This window comes from Arthrobacter agilis, assembly GCF_002953615.1.
GTDB classification, from domain to species: Bacteria; Actinomycetota; Actinomycetes; order Actinomycetales; family Micrococcaceae; genus Arthrobacter_D; species Arthrobacter_D agilis_B.
The window spans coordinates 447,063-462,429 of the sequence record NZ_CP024915.1; the positions used below are offsets into that span (position 1 = coordinate 447,063).

Annotated in this window: 18 protein-coding genes; 12 read left to right on the top strand and 6 right to left on the bottom strand. The window is 69.9% G+C overall.

The annotated features are described in order from the left end of the window. The 4 genes from CVO76_RS02180 to CVO76_RS02195 form a co-directional block, all read left to right on the top strand. Positions 1 to 1,280: carbon starvation CstA family protein (locus CVO76_RS02180; RefSeq protein WP_279628588.1), on the top strand; the 1,280-nt coding region annotated here is incomplete at its 5' end. Beyond that, positions 1,280 to 1,489, top strand: coding sequence for a YbdD/YjiX family protein (locus CVO76_RS02185; protein WP_133080379.1), 210 nt, complete (start codon positions 1,280 to 1,282; stop codon positions 1,487 to 1,489). The genes CVO76_RS02180 and CVO76_RS02185, both read left to right, overlap by 1 nt. 131 nt (positions 1,490 to 1,620) lie before the next feature. Beyond that, positions 1,621 to 2,226, top strand: coding sequence for a bacterial proteasome activator family protein (locus CVO76_RS02190; RefSeq protein ID WP_208740523.1), 606 nt, complete (start codon positions 1,621 to 1,623; stop codon positions 2,224 to 2,226). A gap of 7 nt (positions 2,227 to 2,233) precedes the next feature. After that, positions 2,234 to 2,701: a hypothetical protein gene (locus tag CVO76_RS02195; protein WP_208740524.1), complete on the top strand. Its 468-nt coding sequence runs from the start codon at positions 2,234 to 2,236 to the stop codon at positions 2,699 to 2,701. Here the strand turns inward: CVO76_RS02195 and CVO76_RS02200 are convergent. Beyond that, positions 2,695 to 4,293 carry a hypothetical protein gene (locus CVO76_RS02200; protein ID WP_208740525.1) on the bottom strand — a complete coding sequence of 533 codons (1,599 nt, stop codon included), beginning with the start codon at positions 4,291 to 4,293 and terminating at the stop codon, positions 2,695 to 2,697. The genes CVO76_RS02195 and CVO76_RS02200 overlap by 7 nt on opposite strands. A gap of 62 nt (positions 4,294 to 4,355) precedes the next feature. On the opposite strand from CVO76_RS02200, the gene CVO76_RS02205 reads away from it, so the two are divergent. Beyond that, entirely contained in the window at positions 4,356 to 5,195 is an 840-nt protein-coding gene (locus CVO76_RS02205; protein ID WP_208740526.1) for an aldo/keto reductase, read from the top strand. Between the two features lie 82 nt (positions 5,196 to 5,277). On the opposite strand, the gene CVO76_RS02210 is transcribed toward CVO76_RS02205, so the two are convergent. The 5 genes from CVO76_RS02210 to CVO76_RS02230 form a co-directional block, all read right to left on the bottom strand. Beyond that, complete coding sequence (locus CVO76_RS02210; RefSeq protein ID WP_208740527.1) at positions 5,278 to 5,649, bottom strand: flagellar assembly protein FliW; 372 nt, start codon at positions 5,647 to 5,649, stop codon at positions 5,278 to 5,280. Then, positions 5,646 to 6,521, bottom strand: coding sequence for a flagellin (locus CVO76_RS02215; protein WP_208740528.1), 876 nt, complete (start codon positions 6,519 to 6,521; stop codon positions 5,646 to 5,648). Before CVO76_RS02215 ends, CVO76_RS02210 begins: the two co-directional genes overlap by 4 nt. A gap of 12 nt (positions 6,522 to 6,533) precedes the next feature. Continuing rightward, on the bottom strand, positions 6,534 to 7,919 hold the full coding sequence (gene flgK / locus CVO76_RS02220; protein WP_208740529.1) for a flagellar hook-associated protein FlgK: 1,386 nt from the start codon (positions 7,917 to 7,919) through the stop codon (positions 6,534 to 6,536). A gap of 7 nt (positions 7,920 to 7,926) precedes the next feature. Beyond that, a complete protein-coding gene (locus CVO76_RS02225) occupies positions 7,927 to 8,412 on the bottom strand; it encodes a flagellar protein FlgN (RefSeq protein ID WP_208740530.1) in 486 nt (161 codons plus the stop codon). Between the two features lie 113 nt (positions 8,413 to 8,525). Further along, positions 8,526 to 10,739, bottom strand: a complete 2,214-nt coding sequence (locus tag CVO76_RS02230; RefSeq protein WP_208740531.1) for a putative bifunctional diguanylate cyclase/phosphodiesterase — start codon at positions 10,737 to 10,739, stop codon at positions 8,526 to 8,528. Between the two features lie 306 nt (positions 10,740 to 11,045). Here CVO76_RS02230 and CVO76_RS02235 point away from each other — a divergent pair, with 306 nt between their 5' ends. The 7 genes from CVO76_RS02235 to fliE all read left to right on the top strand — a co-directional run bounded on the left by CVO76_RS02235 (position 11,046) and on the right by fliE (position 15,365). Then, positions 11,046 to 11,876 carry a flagellin gene (locus tag CVO76_RS02235; protein ID WP_133080389.1) on the top strand — a complete coding sequence of 277 codons (831 nt, stop codon included), beginning with the start codon at positions 11,046 to 11,048 and terminating at the stop codon, positions 11,874 to 11,876. A 140-nt stretch (positions 11,877 to 12,016) separates the two neighbouring features. After that, positions 12,017 to 13,390: a flagellar filament capping protein FliD gene (gene fliD, locus CVO76_RS02240; protein ID WP_208740532.1), complete on the top strand. Its 1,374-nt coding sequence runs from the start codon at positions 12,017 to 12,019 to the stop codon at positions 13,388 to 13,390. Between the two features lie 6 nt (positions 13,391 to 13,396). Beyond that, positions 13,397 to 13,846, top strand: a complete 450-nt coding sequence (fliS, locus tag CVO76_RS02245; protein WP_244186156.1) for a flagellar export chaperone FliS — start codon at positions 13,397 to 13,399, stop codon at positions 13,844 to 13,846. Beyond that, positions 13,839 to 14,204, top strand: coding sequence for a hypothetical protein (locus tag CVO76_RS02250; RefSeq protein WP_208740533.1), 366 nt, complete (start codon positions 13,839 to 13,841; stop codon positions 14,202 to 14,204). The genes fliS and CVO76_RS02250 overlap by 8 nt, the downstream gene beginning before the upstream one ends. A gap of 125 nt (positions 14,205 to 14,329) precedes the next feature. Next, positions 14,330 to 14,671, top strand: coding sequence for a flagellar basal body rod protein FlgB (locus CVO76_RS02255; protein ID WP_133080393.1), 342 nt, complete (start codon positions 14,330 to 14,332; stop codon positions 14,669 to 14,671). Continuing rightward, positions 14,671 to 15,063 carry a flagellar basal body rod protein FlgC gene (locus CVO76_RS02260; protein WP_133080394.1) on the top strand — a complete coding sequence of 131 codons (393 nt, stop codon included), beginning with the start codon at positions 14,671 to 14,673 and terminating at the stop codon, positions 15,061 to 15,063. The genes CVO76_RS02255 and CVO76_RS02260 overlap by 1 nt, the downstream gene beginning before the upstream one ends. Further along, a complete protein-coding gene (gene fliE, locus CVO76_RS02265) occupies positions 15,063 to 15,365 on the top strand; it encodes a flagellar hook-basal body complex protein FliE (RefSeq protein ID WP_133080395.1) in 303 nt (100 codons plus the stop codon). Before CVO76_RS02260 ends, fliE begins: the two co-directional genes overlap by 1 nt. Positions 15,366 to 15,367 lie beyond the last annotated feature (2 nt).

The following is a 15,367-nucleotide window of genomic DNA, read 5'->3' on the forward strand; positions in this document are numbered from 1 at the left end:
CGATCGTCATCACCCGCCCCGAGATCAGCGTCCCCGCCATCACGCCCTACGCGACCTCCGGCACGGGCCCCGTCGTCGCCGGCACGCTGTTCCCGTTCCTGTTCGTCACGATCGCGTGCGGCGCCCTCTCCGGGTTCCACGCGCTGATCTCCTCGGGCACGACCCCCAAGATGATCGAGAAGGAACGCCAGACCCGGTTCATCGGGTACGGCGGAATGCTGATGGAGTCCTTCGTGGCCATCATGGCGCTCGTCGCCGCCCTCTCGATCGACCGCGGCATCTACTTCGCCATGAACTCCTCGGGAGCGGCGACCGGAGGCACCATCGAGGGAGCCGTGACCTTCGTCAACGGCCTCGGGCTCACCGGCGTCAACCTGACGCAGGAGGCACTCAGCACGATGGCCTCGAACGTCGGCGAGGAATCGATCGTCTCCCGCACCGGCGGCGCCCCGACCCTCGCGGTCGGTATCGCACAGATCATGCAGGGGGTCTTCGGCGGCTCGGGCATGATGGCGTTCTGGTACCACTTCGCCATCATGTTCGAGGCGCTGTTCATCCTCACGGCGGTCGACGCCGGCACCCGCGTGGCGCGCTTCATGCTGCAGGACAGCATCGGCAACTTCGTGCCCCGCTTCCGCGACACCTCCTGGCGGGCGGGCGCGTGGATCTGCACGGCCGTCATGGTGGCCGGCTGGGGGGCGATCCTGATCATGGGCGTCACCGACCCCCTCGGCGGCATCAACACCCTCTTCCCGCTCTTCGGCATCGCCAACCAGCTGCTCGCGGCCATCGCGCTCGCGGTGTGCATGGCGATCTGCGCCAAGAAGGGCCTCTTCCGGTTCCTGTGGATCCCGGCCCTGCCGCTCGCCTTCGCCGCAGTGGTGACCATCACGGCGTCGTTCCTGAAGATCTTCTCGCCGGTGCCGGCCATCGGTTACTGGGCGCAGCACACGGCCTTCAAGAACGCGCTGGCGGCCGGTGAGGAGAGCTTCGGCACGGCCACGAGCGTGGCCGCCATGGAAGCGGTGGTGCGCAACACCTTCATCCAGGGCACGCTGTCGATCATCTTCGTGGTGCTGTCGATCATCGTCATCGCGACGGCGATCCTCGCCACCATCCGGGCCTACCGGCACGGCGGCGGCAAGGAGAACGAGGACACCCCGGTGCCGTCGCGCATCTTCGCACCCGCCGGCCTGATCCCGTCTCCCGCCGAGAAGGAGCTCGAGGCGCAGTGGTCGGCCCTGGAGCCCGGCAGGCGGCCGGCGAGGACGGGGCACTGATGACCGTCCCACAGGTCCTGCACCGGGCACGCGACACCGCTCGCGAGCTGGCCTGGCTGTTCAAGGGCGTGATGGGGGAGAACGCCTACCAGGCGTATCTCGACCACCACGAGCGCACGCACCCCGGCGGCCTCCCGATGACCGAGCGTGAGTTCTGGCGGGACAAGACCGACCGCCAGGACGCCAACCCCGAAGGCCGCTGCTGCTAGGCAGCCGCCTCCTCCACGAAGCCCGGCGCGATCAGCGCCGGGCTTCGTCGTGTCCGGAGGCCGCCGCCACGGCACGGAGCAAGGCCGGATCCGACGTGCCCGCCTTCCGGCGGTTGTGGGAGCATAGCGTCATGACTGAACAGCAGCCAGCCAGTCCCTTCGATCCCGCCCGCGGGGTGTCGCCCGGCACGCCTGAGGATCCCCGGCAGGGAGGCGGCAGCGAGGCCCCGGAGGACAACCGCCCGACATCGCTCGCGGAGCTCGTGGACGAACCGGCGAAGGTCATGCGCATCGGCACCATGCTCAAGCAGTTGCTGGAAGAGGTCCGCACCGCACCGCTCGACGACGCCGGCCGCACCAGGCTCGCCTCCATCCACGAGCGCTCCGTCAAGGAACTCGAGGACGGCCTCGCACCCGAATTGGTCGAGGAACTGCACCGGATCAACCTGCCGTTCGACAGCGAGTCGGTGCCCACCGACGCCGAACTGCGCGTGGCCCAGGCGCAGCTCGTGGGCTGGCTCGAGGGTCTCTTCCACGGCATCCAGGCGGCGCTGGCAGCGCAGCAGATGGCGAACCAGCAGCTCGCGGCCCGCCTCCAGTTGCGCGAGCTCCCTCCGGGCACCGTCATCGCGCCCGGGGTGGTCATCGGCGAGGACGGCGAGCCGAAGCGGACCCCGCCCGTGCGCCAGGCCCAGGCGGCCAGGGCGGACAGCCACGGGCCCGGCCAGTACCTGTAACGCGTAGGTGGCATTCTTCGCAGCAGCTCGACAGGGACGGAAGGACGACGCCGAACTCGGCACAGGGGTCTGGCGTCGGGCCCACGACCGCTTCCGCCGTGGGCTGGACCGCTACCACCAGATCCTCGAGGGCATCGAGGACGACGACGTCTACAACGAACTCGTGGTGATCGCCGACGACCTCGGCGCCATGCTCCCGCGCGTGCGTGCCGTCTGCACGAGCGCCCAGGCCTCGTCGCCGAGCACCGGCCTCGACATCCCCGGAGCACTCCTGCAGGTGCACCGCGCCCTGTCGCGTGCGGGCAATACCCTTGCGACGACCGCCGAGGCGGCCGCGATGACCCGGCTCGACGGCGAGCGGTGGGGCATCGCGTCCGCGGGGCTGGACAACGTGCGCCGCCGGGCCCAGCTCGTGGCGGACGACATCGAGGAGGCCGAACGGGCGATGCCGGGCGGCCGGCCGCAGGGTCAGTAGAACAGCAGGGTGCTCCCCGGTGCGACGGCGATGTCCCAGACCTCCAGGTCCTGGCCGCCGCACACGCCGCGGCCCCCGGTCGGCACTCCCCGGATGAAGGGAGCCGACCGGTACTCGTCCACATAGGGGTAGCCGCGCTCGTTCAGCACGGTCAGCACGCGCCGCTCCGCCTCGGGGTCGCGGTCGGCGGAGGCCCGGGACGGCTCGCGCAGGTAGGCGGAGAAGCCGTCGGGCCAGCGGATCAGGACGGAGCGGCCGTTGAACTCGAACCAGACGCATGCCCCGCCCGCCCTGGTGCCTGCCCGGAACGTCCCGAGCAGGCTCTGCGGCAGGTTCTGGGCGTCCCGTCCCTCGGCCGGCCGGATGCCGACGATCGATTCCGGGTCCAGGGAGCCCGGAGCCGCACCGCTCGTCGCGAGCGGCAGCTCATCCTCCGGCATCGCATCGATGGCATCGCGCAGCTCGTCCGGAAGCACCGCCGGGTCCCCGGCGATCGTCGTCGCTTCCCCTGTCCGGCGGTCGGCCAGGGTGAGCACCGAGCCGTCGCCCTCGACCGGGCTGAGCACGCCGCTCGCGTCGCGCACCAGGAAAACGAGCTGGTGGGGCGGGAAGAAGTTGCGGCTGTAGGGGCGCTCCAGGGTGCTCCGGCCGGTGACGTCGAGGGTCAGTACGTCCGGGTCCGCCTCGCCTTTCACGATCTGGACCACGGGGGCCCGCTGCAGGATCCGCATCTCGCCGTCGACGACCGTCGGTTCCACGCTGGTGGCGGCGATGACCGCGACGACATCCGCGAGTCCGAACAACCGTTCCGCCCTGCCGGCGGGACCGGGCGCGGTCCGGGGGACGAGCGCTACGGCCAGGGCCGCGACGACCAGGACGAGGCACACCGCACCGACGACGGTCTGGATCCGTCGACGGCGTACCGGACCCCGCCCGTCTGCAACCGGCATCGGCCCGCCGTCCGGTCGGTCGACCGGTATCGGCCGACCGACGGGGCGGCTCTCCCCGGTGACGGCGGCACCGTGGAGGCTGCTGCGGCTGTGCTCGAGCTCCCGGTCGGGCAGGGTGCGGGCCGGGTCGACGGCGGCGAGGACGGCCGGCAGCGCCACGTCCGGGGCCGACCCGACGGACAGCATGCCTGCGCACCTGGCCTCGACGGCGGGAAGCTGACACACGTCCTGCCCCGCGGCCCGGGCAGCGTCCCCGGCGCTCAGTCCGTCCCAGTGAAGCAGGAGTAGGAACTCCCGCTCGCCCGGGGAGAGTGCCGCGAGTGCGCCGTAGAGGGGTGAGGTGCTGGGGACACGGGGTGGCAGGTCCGGAGGGACGTACCGTTCGAGGGCTGCCCGGGCCGCCAGCAGGACCGGTACGACGTCGGCAGCGGTGGCGGGCTCAGTGCCGGGTACGGTGTCGGGCTCGATGTCGAGGACCCCGACGGCCTCCAGCGCTGCCGCCGAGGCGAGCCGCACCGACAGCGAGCGCCGGAAGGCATACCGGAAGGCGTCGTCGTGCAGCACGGCCCGCCGCCCGTCCCGCGTCGCGCGCATCGTCCGCACCCCCGCCTCCGGCCCGGTGCCGCCGTCCGGCGATACCACGCAGGCTGATAGTTGTCGGTGGGAACAGAAATAAATGGGAAGTGCCGTTGGTTCCCGCCTGTATGACTACTCCACCAAACCTTACGTTCAACGACGGCCAGATCATCCCCCAGCTCGGGTACGGAGTGTGGCAGGTCGAGGACAGCGTCGCCGAGGACGTCGTGGGCAAGGCCTTCAAGGCCGGCTACCGGCACATCGACACCGCCATGATCTACGGCAACGAAGCCGGCGTGGGACGCGCCATCGCCTCGTCCGGCCTCAGCCGGGACGAACTGTTCATCACCACCAAGCTGTGGAACGCGGACCAGGGCTACGACAGCACGCTCAAGGCGTTCGACGCGTCCATGGAGCGACTGGGACTCGAGAGCCTGGACCTGTACCTGATCCACTGGCTGCAGCCCAAGCAGGGCAAGTACCTGGACACGTGGAAGGCATTCATCGAACTGCAGAAGCAGGGTCGCGTGAAGAGCATCGGCGTCTCCAATTTCACCGTCGGGGCCCTCGACGAGATCATCGACGCGACCGGAGTGGTGCCCGTCATCAACCAGGTCGAGACCCACCCGTACCTCAACCAGTCCGAGCTCCGCGCCTTCGAGGCGGAGAAGGGGATCCTGCACGAGTCGTGGTCGCCCATCGGCTCCGGCAAGGGACTGCTCGACGACGCCGTGCTGCAGGACATCGCGCAGAAGCGGAACGCCACACCGGCGCAGGTCGTGCTCGCCTGGCATGTAGCGCTCGGCAATGTCGTGATCCCGAAGTCGGTCACGGAGTCGCGCATCATCGAGAACTGGGAGTCGCTCGACGTGAAGCTCGAGGACGAGGACATCGATGCCATCAACGGCCTCGACAAGGGCGCCGCAGGCCGCATCGGCGCTGACCCGGCGACGTCCGACTTCGCCTAGGCCGCCCGCAGGCACCGCCTGCTGCACGGATGACAGGAGCCGCCCGGCGACGCCGGGCGGCTCCTGTCGTATCCGCCGGAGGTCAGGCGGCCTGGGTCAGTGCCGCGCGCAGCGGGTACTCCGACCCCTCGAGGACCACCTGGGCGCACCGTCCGGTGGCAGGATCCAGGACGATCGGCGCCGCTAGATTCACCGTGGTGCCGCCCGGGGCGGGATTCGCGACGACGAAGAGGTGGGCTTCCGGCACGTCCGGTCCTAGCACGTCCCGCTGCGCGTCCGAGAAGCGCGGGCTGTAGGCCGGGACGTACGTCGCGGCGTCGAGCAGGAACAGGCGCACGCCGGTGTCGTCGGCGGAGGTGAGGGTGAACAGCCCGTCGGCTCCCTGCACCTCCTCGAGGCGGAACTCGGTGCGCGGCGCGAGGCCCGGGGGAGGGGTCACGAAATCGGCCCTCATCGCAGGAAGTCCATGAGGGAGGGCTGGAGGACGCGCGCCGAGACGGCGAGGGCGCTCTGGTAGGCGGTCTCCTGCAGTTTGAGGTCCAGGATGATGGACGCGAGGTCGATGTCTTCCACGGCGGCGCGTTCTCCTTCGAGTGCCAGCGAGGCGTCGGCGACGGTATCCTTGGCTTCGAGGAGCCGTGCGTGGCGTGTGCCGATCTCGCTGTGATGTGCGGTGAGGTCCTGGATGCGTTGCTGGAGTGGCGCGAGGTGGACGGACACGTCCCTGCCGGCGCGCAGGTCGGCGGCGATGGTGTCCAGCAGGGCGAATGCCGAGCCGGCGCCGCTGCCGAAGACCGCGGCCCCGTCCGCATCGACGCGCACCGTCCGGTCCGGTCCCACCCGTCGCTCGACCGTCCCACCGGCGGGGAACGTGAGGTCCGGGCCGAGGGCGGTGGGGGCGTCCGTGTTCCCGGCGAACAGGAACCGACCCGCATAGGTCGCGTTGGCCTGTGCCGCGAGGTCGCTCCGCAGGGATTCGATGTCGAGCGCGAGGGCCTCGCGGGCCGCCGGCGGCAGCGAGGAGTTGGATCCCTGCAGCGTGAGGTCGTTCACCCGGTCCAGTGAGCGCTTCGAGGTCGTCATCGCGTTGTCGAGCTGGGCCAGCCAGCCCTCCCCGTTGGAGATGTTCCGCCCGTACTGTTCGGTGGCGCGGATCTCCGCACGCACGCGCAGTGCCTCGGCCGCCCCGGCAGGGTCGTCGGACGGGCGGCTGATGGCCTTCTGGCTGCTCGCCTTCTCCTGCAGGTCCGCGAGCCGTGCGAGGTTGGACTGCAGGGAGCGCTGGGCTCCGTGCAGCATGGTCTGGTTGGTGACGCGTGTGATCATGGTGGCCTTCCCCTAGCGTCCGACGATTCCCATGCGGTTGATGAGGACGTCGAGCATCTCGTCGACGGCCGTCATCACGCGCGCAGCGCCCTGGTAGGCGTGCTGGTACTCCAGCAGGTTGACCTGTTCCTCATCCATGCTGACGGAGGTGGCGCCGAGCTGCTGCTGCAGTGCGGTGGTCGCCGACACCTCGGCGAGCGCGTTGCCCTGCAGTTCCATCCGTGCCGCAGCGCCGAGGTCGGCGACGAAGGCGGACCAGGCGGCATCGGGGGAGCCGGTACCGGTGCCGATCCCGGAGATCGCATCGGCGACCGAGCCGTCGTAGGCGCCTGCACCGGGAGCACCCGCTGCGAGGTCCCCAAGCCGGACCGGGAGGACCGTCAGGGACGCGGCTGCACGGTCCGGCTGGTAGGCGAAGAACGGACCCTTGCCGGCGCCGCTGTGGAGCGTGTTCACCTGGTCGGCGAGCTTCGCGGCGAACGCGTCGTACCCGGCAGCGGCCTGCGCCAGCGCTCCTCCGGCGTCGGCGGGGGCGAGGAGCGAGAGCGTCGCTGCCAGTTCGCCGCTCTCGACGCCGGCGGAGGCGCCCGGCCGGTGGGTCCACTCGACCTGGACGGTGCCGGCGCCGTCGAACCGTGCCGGTCCGGTGACCTGCAGGGCGCGCGCCGTGGTGCCCGAGACCAGCGCGTTGCCGGCCAGCAGGACGTCGGCGGTGCCGTCGGTGTTGTCACGGACCGTGGCGCCGGTCAGCCCGGCGAGTGTGGCCGTCAGGGTGGTGCGGCGGTCCAGGAGCTCGTTGGCGGAGGTGCCCGAGGCGACGGCGGACCGGATCTGCCGATTCAGGTCGGCGACCTGCGTGGCGGCGTCATTGACCTCGGCGACGAGGGTGCCGGCCGAGGAGCGGAGCGAGGCCCACTGGTTCTCGACATCGCGGTATCCCGCCGAGACGCGCGCCGTGAGTTCGCCGGCCGCGGAGAGCAGGGAGGACGCCGAGGCGTCCTTCTCGGGATGGTTGGACAGTTCCTGCCAGCCTGCCCAGAAGCCCTGCAGGGAGGCGGAGACGCCATGGGTGCCCGGCTCGCCCAGGCTGCCCTCGAGTGCCGAGTAGGCCTGGGCACGCACGGCGGTGTAGCCGGCTGCGCCCGCGGTGGTGCGGACCCGCGCCTCGAGATGGACGTCGTTGAGCCTCGCGATGCCCTCGACGAGCACACCCTCCCCGGCCCGCGTCCCGCTCGTGAACATCGTGGGACGGACCGGGGCCGCGGCCGAGGTCTCGAGCCGCTGGCGCGTGTAGCCCTGGGTGGTGGCATTGGCGATGTTCTGCCCTGTGACGTCGAGGCCGGCCCGCGCGGCGGCGAGGCCGGAGTAGGCAGTGTTGAGTCCGCTGAAAGTGCTCATCGTCCCGCTAGAGGTCCTTGTTGAGAAGGGTCGGTCGGCCATGGCCCTGGGTGGTCACACCATCGGCCGCGTAGGTGCCCGCGCCCGTGTTGATGCCCGCCAGGGTTTCCTGCGTGGAGCGGCTCGCCGCCCGGAGGAACTGCTGGTTGCTGTCGCGGACCGCGGCGATCTGCGCCACGAGGACCGTCATGGCCCGGAGATGGTCGGCGAGGAGTTCCCCCCACGGCCCCTCCGGGGCGGCTGCCGCGAGTTCACGGAGACTGGCGCCGTCGTGGATACCCCACTCCGTCGCGACGCCGGAGGCGTGCACTGCGCGTGCGAGTCCGGTGTCGCGCAATCGCTCGAGTACCTGCTCCACCTCACGGGTGGCATAGTGCAGCCAGCGCGTCTTGCCGGAGGTCAGCAGGAGCTGTTCCTCCTCCAGCTTGAAGACGAGGAGTTCGAGTAGTTCACGCTCCTGCCAGAGCAGGGCGGAGAGATCCTGGGCGCTCACGGTGCCACCTCCTTTCCGGTGCCACGGGACGGGTGGAACCGGAAGAACTATCGGCAGTGCCCGGTGCGATGTAAGGCCGCCGGGCGTGTCGTCGACAATCTACCAGTCGGGGGCTATCCGAGGAGGGCACTCCCCGATACGACCGGGGAGTGCCTGGTGATCCAGGGGGCCACCTCGGCGGCAGGGAGCGGCCGGGCGAAGTGGAAGCCCTGGGCGAGATCGCACCCCAGTGCGCGCAGCTCCACCAGCGTCTCCTCGTTGTCGACCCCCTCCGCCACCACCCGCAGGTCGAGGCTGTGCGCCAGGTCGATGATCGAGCCCACGAGCCCGCCGGCGCGTCGATCCGAGCGCATGGCGGTGATGAAGGACCGGTCCAGCTTCAGTTCGTCGGCGGGAAGATCACGCAGGTACGCCAGGGAGCTGTAGCCCGTCCCGAAGTCGTCGATCGACACCTGGATGCCGTCGGCGCGGAGCCGGGCGAGGATCTTCGCGGAGCGGGCCGGGTCGGCCATCAGCATGTCCTCGGTGATCTCGAGCGTGAGGCACCCGGCGGGCATGTGGTGCCGCTCGAGAAGCGTGCGGACCTGTCGGGGCAGGCCGGGCTGGATGCAGGACCCGGACAGGTTCACGGCGACGCTGATCGTCAGCCCGTCGGCACGCCAGCGCGAGACCTGGTGCACGGCGGCCTCGAGCACGAGCGTGGAGAGCTCGGGCATCAGGCCGGCCTCCTCGGCGAGGGGGAGGAACGACGTCGGGGGCAGCTGCCCGATGACGGGATGGTTCCAGCGGATCAGGGCCTCGACGCTCGTGACGGCGTCGTCCGGCAGGTGCACCTTGGGCTGGTAGTGCAGCTCGAACTGGCCCTCGGCCAGCGCCGTGCGGAGCTCCTGCAGCGTGCGCAGCTTCCGTGCGCCGCCGTCGTCGTCCAGGGAACTGTAGAGATGGTGGCCGCTGCGCTCGGACTTGGCCCGGAACATCGCGATGTCCGCCTTGCGCATCAGGAGCTGGATGTCGGTGCCGTTCTCCGGTGTGAGGGCGATGCCGATGCTGACCCGAATGGTCAGGGCGGCCGTGCCGATCCGGACCGGTTCCAGGAGTTCCGCTTCCAGGCGCCGTGCCACCTTCAGGGCCTCCTCCCGGGTGACGCCGTCGAGGAACACCGCGAATTCGTCCCCGCCGAGGCGCGCCAGCAGGTCGTTGGGCGTCAGTGGCCGGGCGAAGCGCTCACCGACCTCGACGAGGAGGGCGTCCCCGACATCGTGGCCCAGGGCGTCGTTGACGTCCTTGAACCGGTCGAGGTCCAGGAAGAACAGGGCACCGGAGCGCTGTCCGCCGAGCCGACCGCCGAGATCCCGGACGAGCCCCCGGCGGTTCGGCAGGCCCGTCAGGTCATCCGTGGTCGCGAGGGCGGCCAGCAGGCGGTTCCGGAACAGGAGGGGCGCCGCGGCCAGGAGGACGGTGAGGGCGGCGAGGACCTGGGCGAGGGGCGCGATGGGCACCTGGCACCCGATGAGCAGGACGGACACGGCCGAGCCGGTGGCCACCATCAGCATGGTGACGGCGGGGAGGCCGCGGTCGTGGTGGCGGAGGACCGTGCCCGCTCGGGCGACGCCGTCGATCCACAGGGCGATGGCCACGATTCCCAGGATCCAGCCGGCGTCGATCACCGATCCGGCGCTGTACCCGTTCGTGCCCAGCGCGTAGGCGATGTCCGCGGCGGCGAAGAGCATCAGACCGGCCACGAGCAGCGGCCAGCGCGGCCCGAGATCGAGCCCGCGGGAGGTCATCAGGCCACCGATGGTACTGATCAGCAGGAGATCCAGAAGGGGGTAGACGACGACGACCACCATCTCGAAGGTCGTGCTGCTGCCGGCTCCGGCCTGCAGGACCGGCGCGAGGAGCATGGCCATGACGGACGCGGCGGCCAGGGCTCCCACAAGGCTGTCCAGGAGCAGGGGCCAGGTGAGGCCCCTCAGCTTCCGCACGGTCATCACGAGGGTGCCGAGCATCAGCGGGTAGAACGCGAAGTACGCAACATCCGCAGCGGATACGACCGCGAGTGAGTGCTGCCCCTGCAGCACCAAGAGATAAAAGGCGTCGCCCGCCGTGTAGACGGCCACCGCCGCGGCGCCGAGCCCCACCTGCCACTGCGAACGGCACCGTGCCAGGACCGCGACGACGCAGACGGCGACAGCGGCGAGTTCCGCCGTGATGCCGAGCCACACCCCGACGACGTCGAACGGTGCCAGGTCGCCGAGCAGGAGACTGACGACATACAGTGCCGCAACGACCAACGCCGCGATGACGGGAACCCGGGAGATCCTCACCCGTGGCGCGCCATCCCTACCGATCTCAGGCGCATCAGCAGACACCGGGTACTTCCTCTCCTCAAGGATCAGGAACCTGATCATCGAAGACACTAAGGCTGTGGCACGGGCCCGACTCCCGGTCCGGCCTCCCAGGGCCCAACCCACAGGGAAAACTGGGCGTTTGTTGCGTCGATCTGTGCCCGTCGAGGAAATCGGGAAAAAAGTTCTTCCGATTCCTTACATCCCGGAACGGACCTCCGATAGCTACTGGTGCCGGCCCATGGATGGGCAGGCGTTCGCAGCCCTTTCACGGAGGAATACATCATGGGTTTCCAGATCAACACCAACACCGCGGCCAACACCGCATACCGCAACCTCTCCAGCACCCAGAACGACATCTCGAAGTCGCTCGAGAAGCTGTCCAGCGGTCTCCGCATCAACCGCGCAGCCGACGACGCCGCCGGCCTGTCCATCGCCGAGGGCCTGCGCTCGCAGGTCAACGGCCTCGGAGTTGCAGCCCGCAACGCCCAGGACGGCATCAGCGTCGTACAGACCGCTGAAGGTGCGCTGACCGAGGTCCACAGCATCCTGCAGCGCGTCCGCGACCTCGCGGTCCAGTCGGGCAACGACTCGAACAACGCGGACGCCCGCACGGCCATCAAGTCCGAGGTCACGGCACTGTCCGAGGAGCTCACCCGGATCGGCAACTCGACGAACTTCAACGGGACGAACCTCCTGGACGGCAGCGCTACGCTGACGTTCCAGGTCGGCGCAGGTAGCACCGCGGCGAACGACCAGATCGAGGTCGACCTGTCCGGCGCGGACATCAAGACGCTCGGTACGACCATCGGTGCGCTGAACTTCGACACCGCGGCGAACGCACTGACGACCATCGCAGCACTGGACACGTCCATCAAGGACATCTCCACCTCGCGCTCCGAGCTCGGTGCCGTGCAGAACCGCTTCGAGTCCGCGATCAACAGCATCAACGTCTCGCAGGAGAACCTCTCTGCCGCCGAGTCCCGCATCCGCGACACCGACATGGCGAAGGAGATGGCGAGCTTCACCCGCTCGAACATCCTGTCGCAGGCCGGTACCGCGATGCTGGCCCAGGCCAACCAGATGAACCAGGGTGTCCTTCAGCTCCTCCGCTAGACGGTGAGCTCGTAGGCGAAAGGTGCACGGTGGCGGGACCAATCCTGGACCGAGAGGTCCCGCCCCGTGCATTCGCCTGACCGACGGCACTCCAGCCGGTAGACCCTGATACACCGTCCCAGCCCCCGAGAGGTAGACCCATGGCGTTCTCCATCGACGGCATCGCCAGTGGGCTGGACACCACGAACATGATCAACCAGCTCATGCAGCTGGAAGCACGCCCGCAATCGATGCTCAAGGCGAAGGCGACCTCCACGCAGGGTTTCATCACCGCCCTGCAGCAGCTCAACACGCGGCTCGGATCCCTGACCGAACTCGCCACCAGGACGGCGAAGCCCGGAGCCCTCGACGTCTACAAGGCCACCGCCACCAGCGACTCCGTCACCGCGACGGCCACCTCGACGGCGGCCGCAGGCTCCCTCGATTTCACCGTGAAGCACCTGGCACAGTCCCAGTCCTCCGTCACGGGTGCGATGACGGCCTTCTCGCCGACCGCGACCACGCTGACCCTGCGCGCGGCGGACGGCACCACCACCGAGGTGAGGACCACCGGCACGCTCGACGACGTCGTCGCCTCCGTGAACAAGGCCGGTGCCGGCATCACCGCCGCGAAAGTGGGCGCCGGGACGAACGCCGACGGCATCCCGCAGTACCGGCTCCAGTTCACCGCGACGGAGTCCGGTGCCGAGCACGCCTTCGCCGTCTTCCGTGGAACGGCCGACGAGGTCACCGCCGGTACCGCTCCCGATCTCTTCGCCGAGACCGGAGCGGCGACCGTCCGAGCCGCCCAGGACGCCGAGGCGGTCCTGTGGGGCGGGACAGCCGCGGAGCAGGTGGTGACGTCGGCATCGAACACCTTCGCCGACATCCTGCCGGGTGTCTCCGTCACCGTCAGCAGGACCACCACCGAGCCGGTCTCCGTGACCGTCTCACGCGACGCCGAGGCCACCACGAAGGTGGCGCAGGAGCTCGTCGACGCGCTGCGCAGCGTCTTCTCCTTCGTCGACACCAATACCAGGGTCACACCCGGCACGACCGCCGGTGCCGCGCCGATCTCGGGCCGGTTCACGGGTGACAGCGCCGTGCGGGGCATCGCCCAGTCCGTGCTCACCGCGGCGACCGCGCCCGTCGGCGGGACGTCGACGTCGGAGTTCGGCATCACGCTCACCCGCTCCGGGACCGTCGAGTTCGACCCCGAGAAATTCGCCGCCGCGCTCGCGAAGGACCCCGCGGGCACCAAGGACGTGCTCATGCAGTTGTCCGCCCGGGTGGCGGACGCCGGCGAGGCAGCCTCGGACAAGTACGACGGCGAACTCACGCGTCGCATCACGAGCCAGGAATCGACGGTCCGCAACCTCAACGACCGCGTGTCCGACTGGGACCAGCGGCTCGAGAAGCGGCGCGCGACGCTCGAACGCACCTACTCGGCGCTCGAGGTCCAACTCTCACAACTCCAATCACAGGGGGACTGGCTGTCGTCACAGCTGGCGAACCTCCCCACGACCGGAAGCTAGCTCCAGATGCTCCAGATGAACGGTTACCAGGCCAAGCGCTCGCAGTACGTCCAGGACGCCGTCCTGTCCGCGACACCCGCGGGGCTGCTGACGATGCTCTACGACAGGCTGCTGCTCGATCTCGCCCGTGCCGGCGCAGCGCAGGAGGCAGGGGAGTGGACCGTCGCCTCGGAGAACCTGCTGCACGCCCAGGACATTGTCGGCGAACTGATGTCCTCGCTCCGCACGGACCTCTGGGACGGCGCCACAGGACTGATGTCCCTGTACGCCTTCGTGCGCCAGACCCTCGTCGAGGCCAATGTCACGCGGGACCGCACCAAGACCGCCGAGTGCGCCGAGGTGCTGGAGCCGCTGCGCCAGGCCTGGCACGAGGCCGCCCGCACGGGCCAGCCGGCCGCCGTCGCACCTTCGGACCACGACGCGCCGAGGGCCCTCGGAGTACTCGGCATTGGCTGACGACGCACGGCCGGCGGAGCACGCCCGGCCCACCGACACGGCAGCCCTCCTCGCCTGGACCTCGGTCCTGGACGCGCTGGAGGCGGCCGTCGACGACGCCGCGGCCGGTGACGTCGCGCCCACCGCGCTCATGCGGCAGACCGCGGTCCTCGGCAGCTGGACCCCGCCGGTCGTCGACGGACCCATCCCGGGTGCCCTGGTGGCACGCGCCCGGCGCATCAGCGAACGCCAGCGCGCCGCACTCGCCCGCCTGACCGCCGAGGCCGGGACCCTGCGGCGGCATCGCTCGGCCCTCGGCTCGGTCCGGGCGGCCACGACGGCGCAGCAGTCCGCCGTCTACGTCGACGTCACGGGCTGAAAGTTCCTCCCGGAAGTACCTAACGACTACCCGGGAACCATCCGATAGTCGCCACCGAGCATGGATCGCTCACCCCCCAGGCCATGGATCGGCCGCTCAGCCTTTTTCCAGAAGGTCCTGCCGCCGTGCTCGATTCCGTGTCCTCGCTCGCCCTCCGCAGCGCCCTCGATGGGCTCGCCCTGCGCCAGCGCGTGACGGCGAACAACATCGCCAACGTCAACACCCCCGGCTTCCACGCGCAGCGCGTGGACTTCGAGGACGCCCTGGCACGCTCGGTGTCGATGGGGAACGGCAGCGTCCAGGCCACCACGGACACCTCCCTCGAACCGACCCGGCTCAACGGCAGCAACGTCAACCTGGACACCGAGACCCTCTCCAACATCGACACCGTGCTGCGCTTCCAGTTCGCCGCACGCGCCGTCGAGGGCCCCTTCACCAGCATCCGCACGGCCCTGAGGACCTCCTGATGACCTTCGACGCCATCGGGATCTCCGGCACCGGCCTGACGCTGCACCGCAAGTGGCTCGACGCCGTGGCGGACAACATGGCCAACTCCAACACCGTCACCTCCACCGACGGCGCGGCCTTCCAGCAGCGCTACATCACTGCGCGGGCCGACGAGAACGGCCAGGGCGCCTACGTGGCGGGGGCCGAGTTCGGCAGCGCCGAGGGCCGCCTGGTCCACGAACCCGACCACCCGCTCGCGGACGAGGACGGTTACGTCCGTTACCCCGACATCGACATGAGCGCCCAGATGGGCCAGCTCATCATGGCGCAGCGCGGCTACCAGGCCAACGCCGCCGTCGTCGACCGCGCCAAGGCCACCTACGAAGCAGCCCTCCAGATCGGACGCTCCTGATGCCCGTTCCCGCCATCGGCGCGGTCCAGCCCGTCGCCACCTCCTACCTGCCGTCCGCCGGTGCGGTGTCCGACGCCGGAGGTTCCGGCTTCGCGACGTCCCTCACCTCGGCGGTGGACAACCTGCAGTCCCTGCAGTCGACGTCGAACGGGCTCGCCGTGCAGGCCGTCACCGGCGACCTCACCGACATCCACAACGCCACGCTGGCCTCGACGCGCGCCCAGGTGACGCTCGAACTCGTCGCGGCCGTCCGCAACAAGGGCGTTGACGCCTTCAACGAGATCATGAGGATGCAGGCCTGATG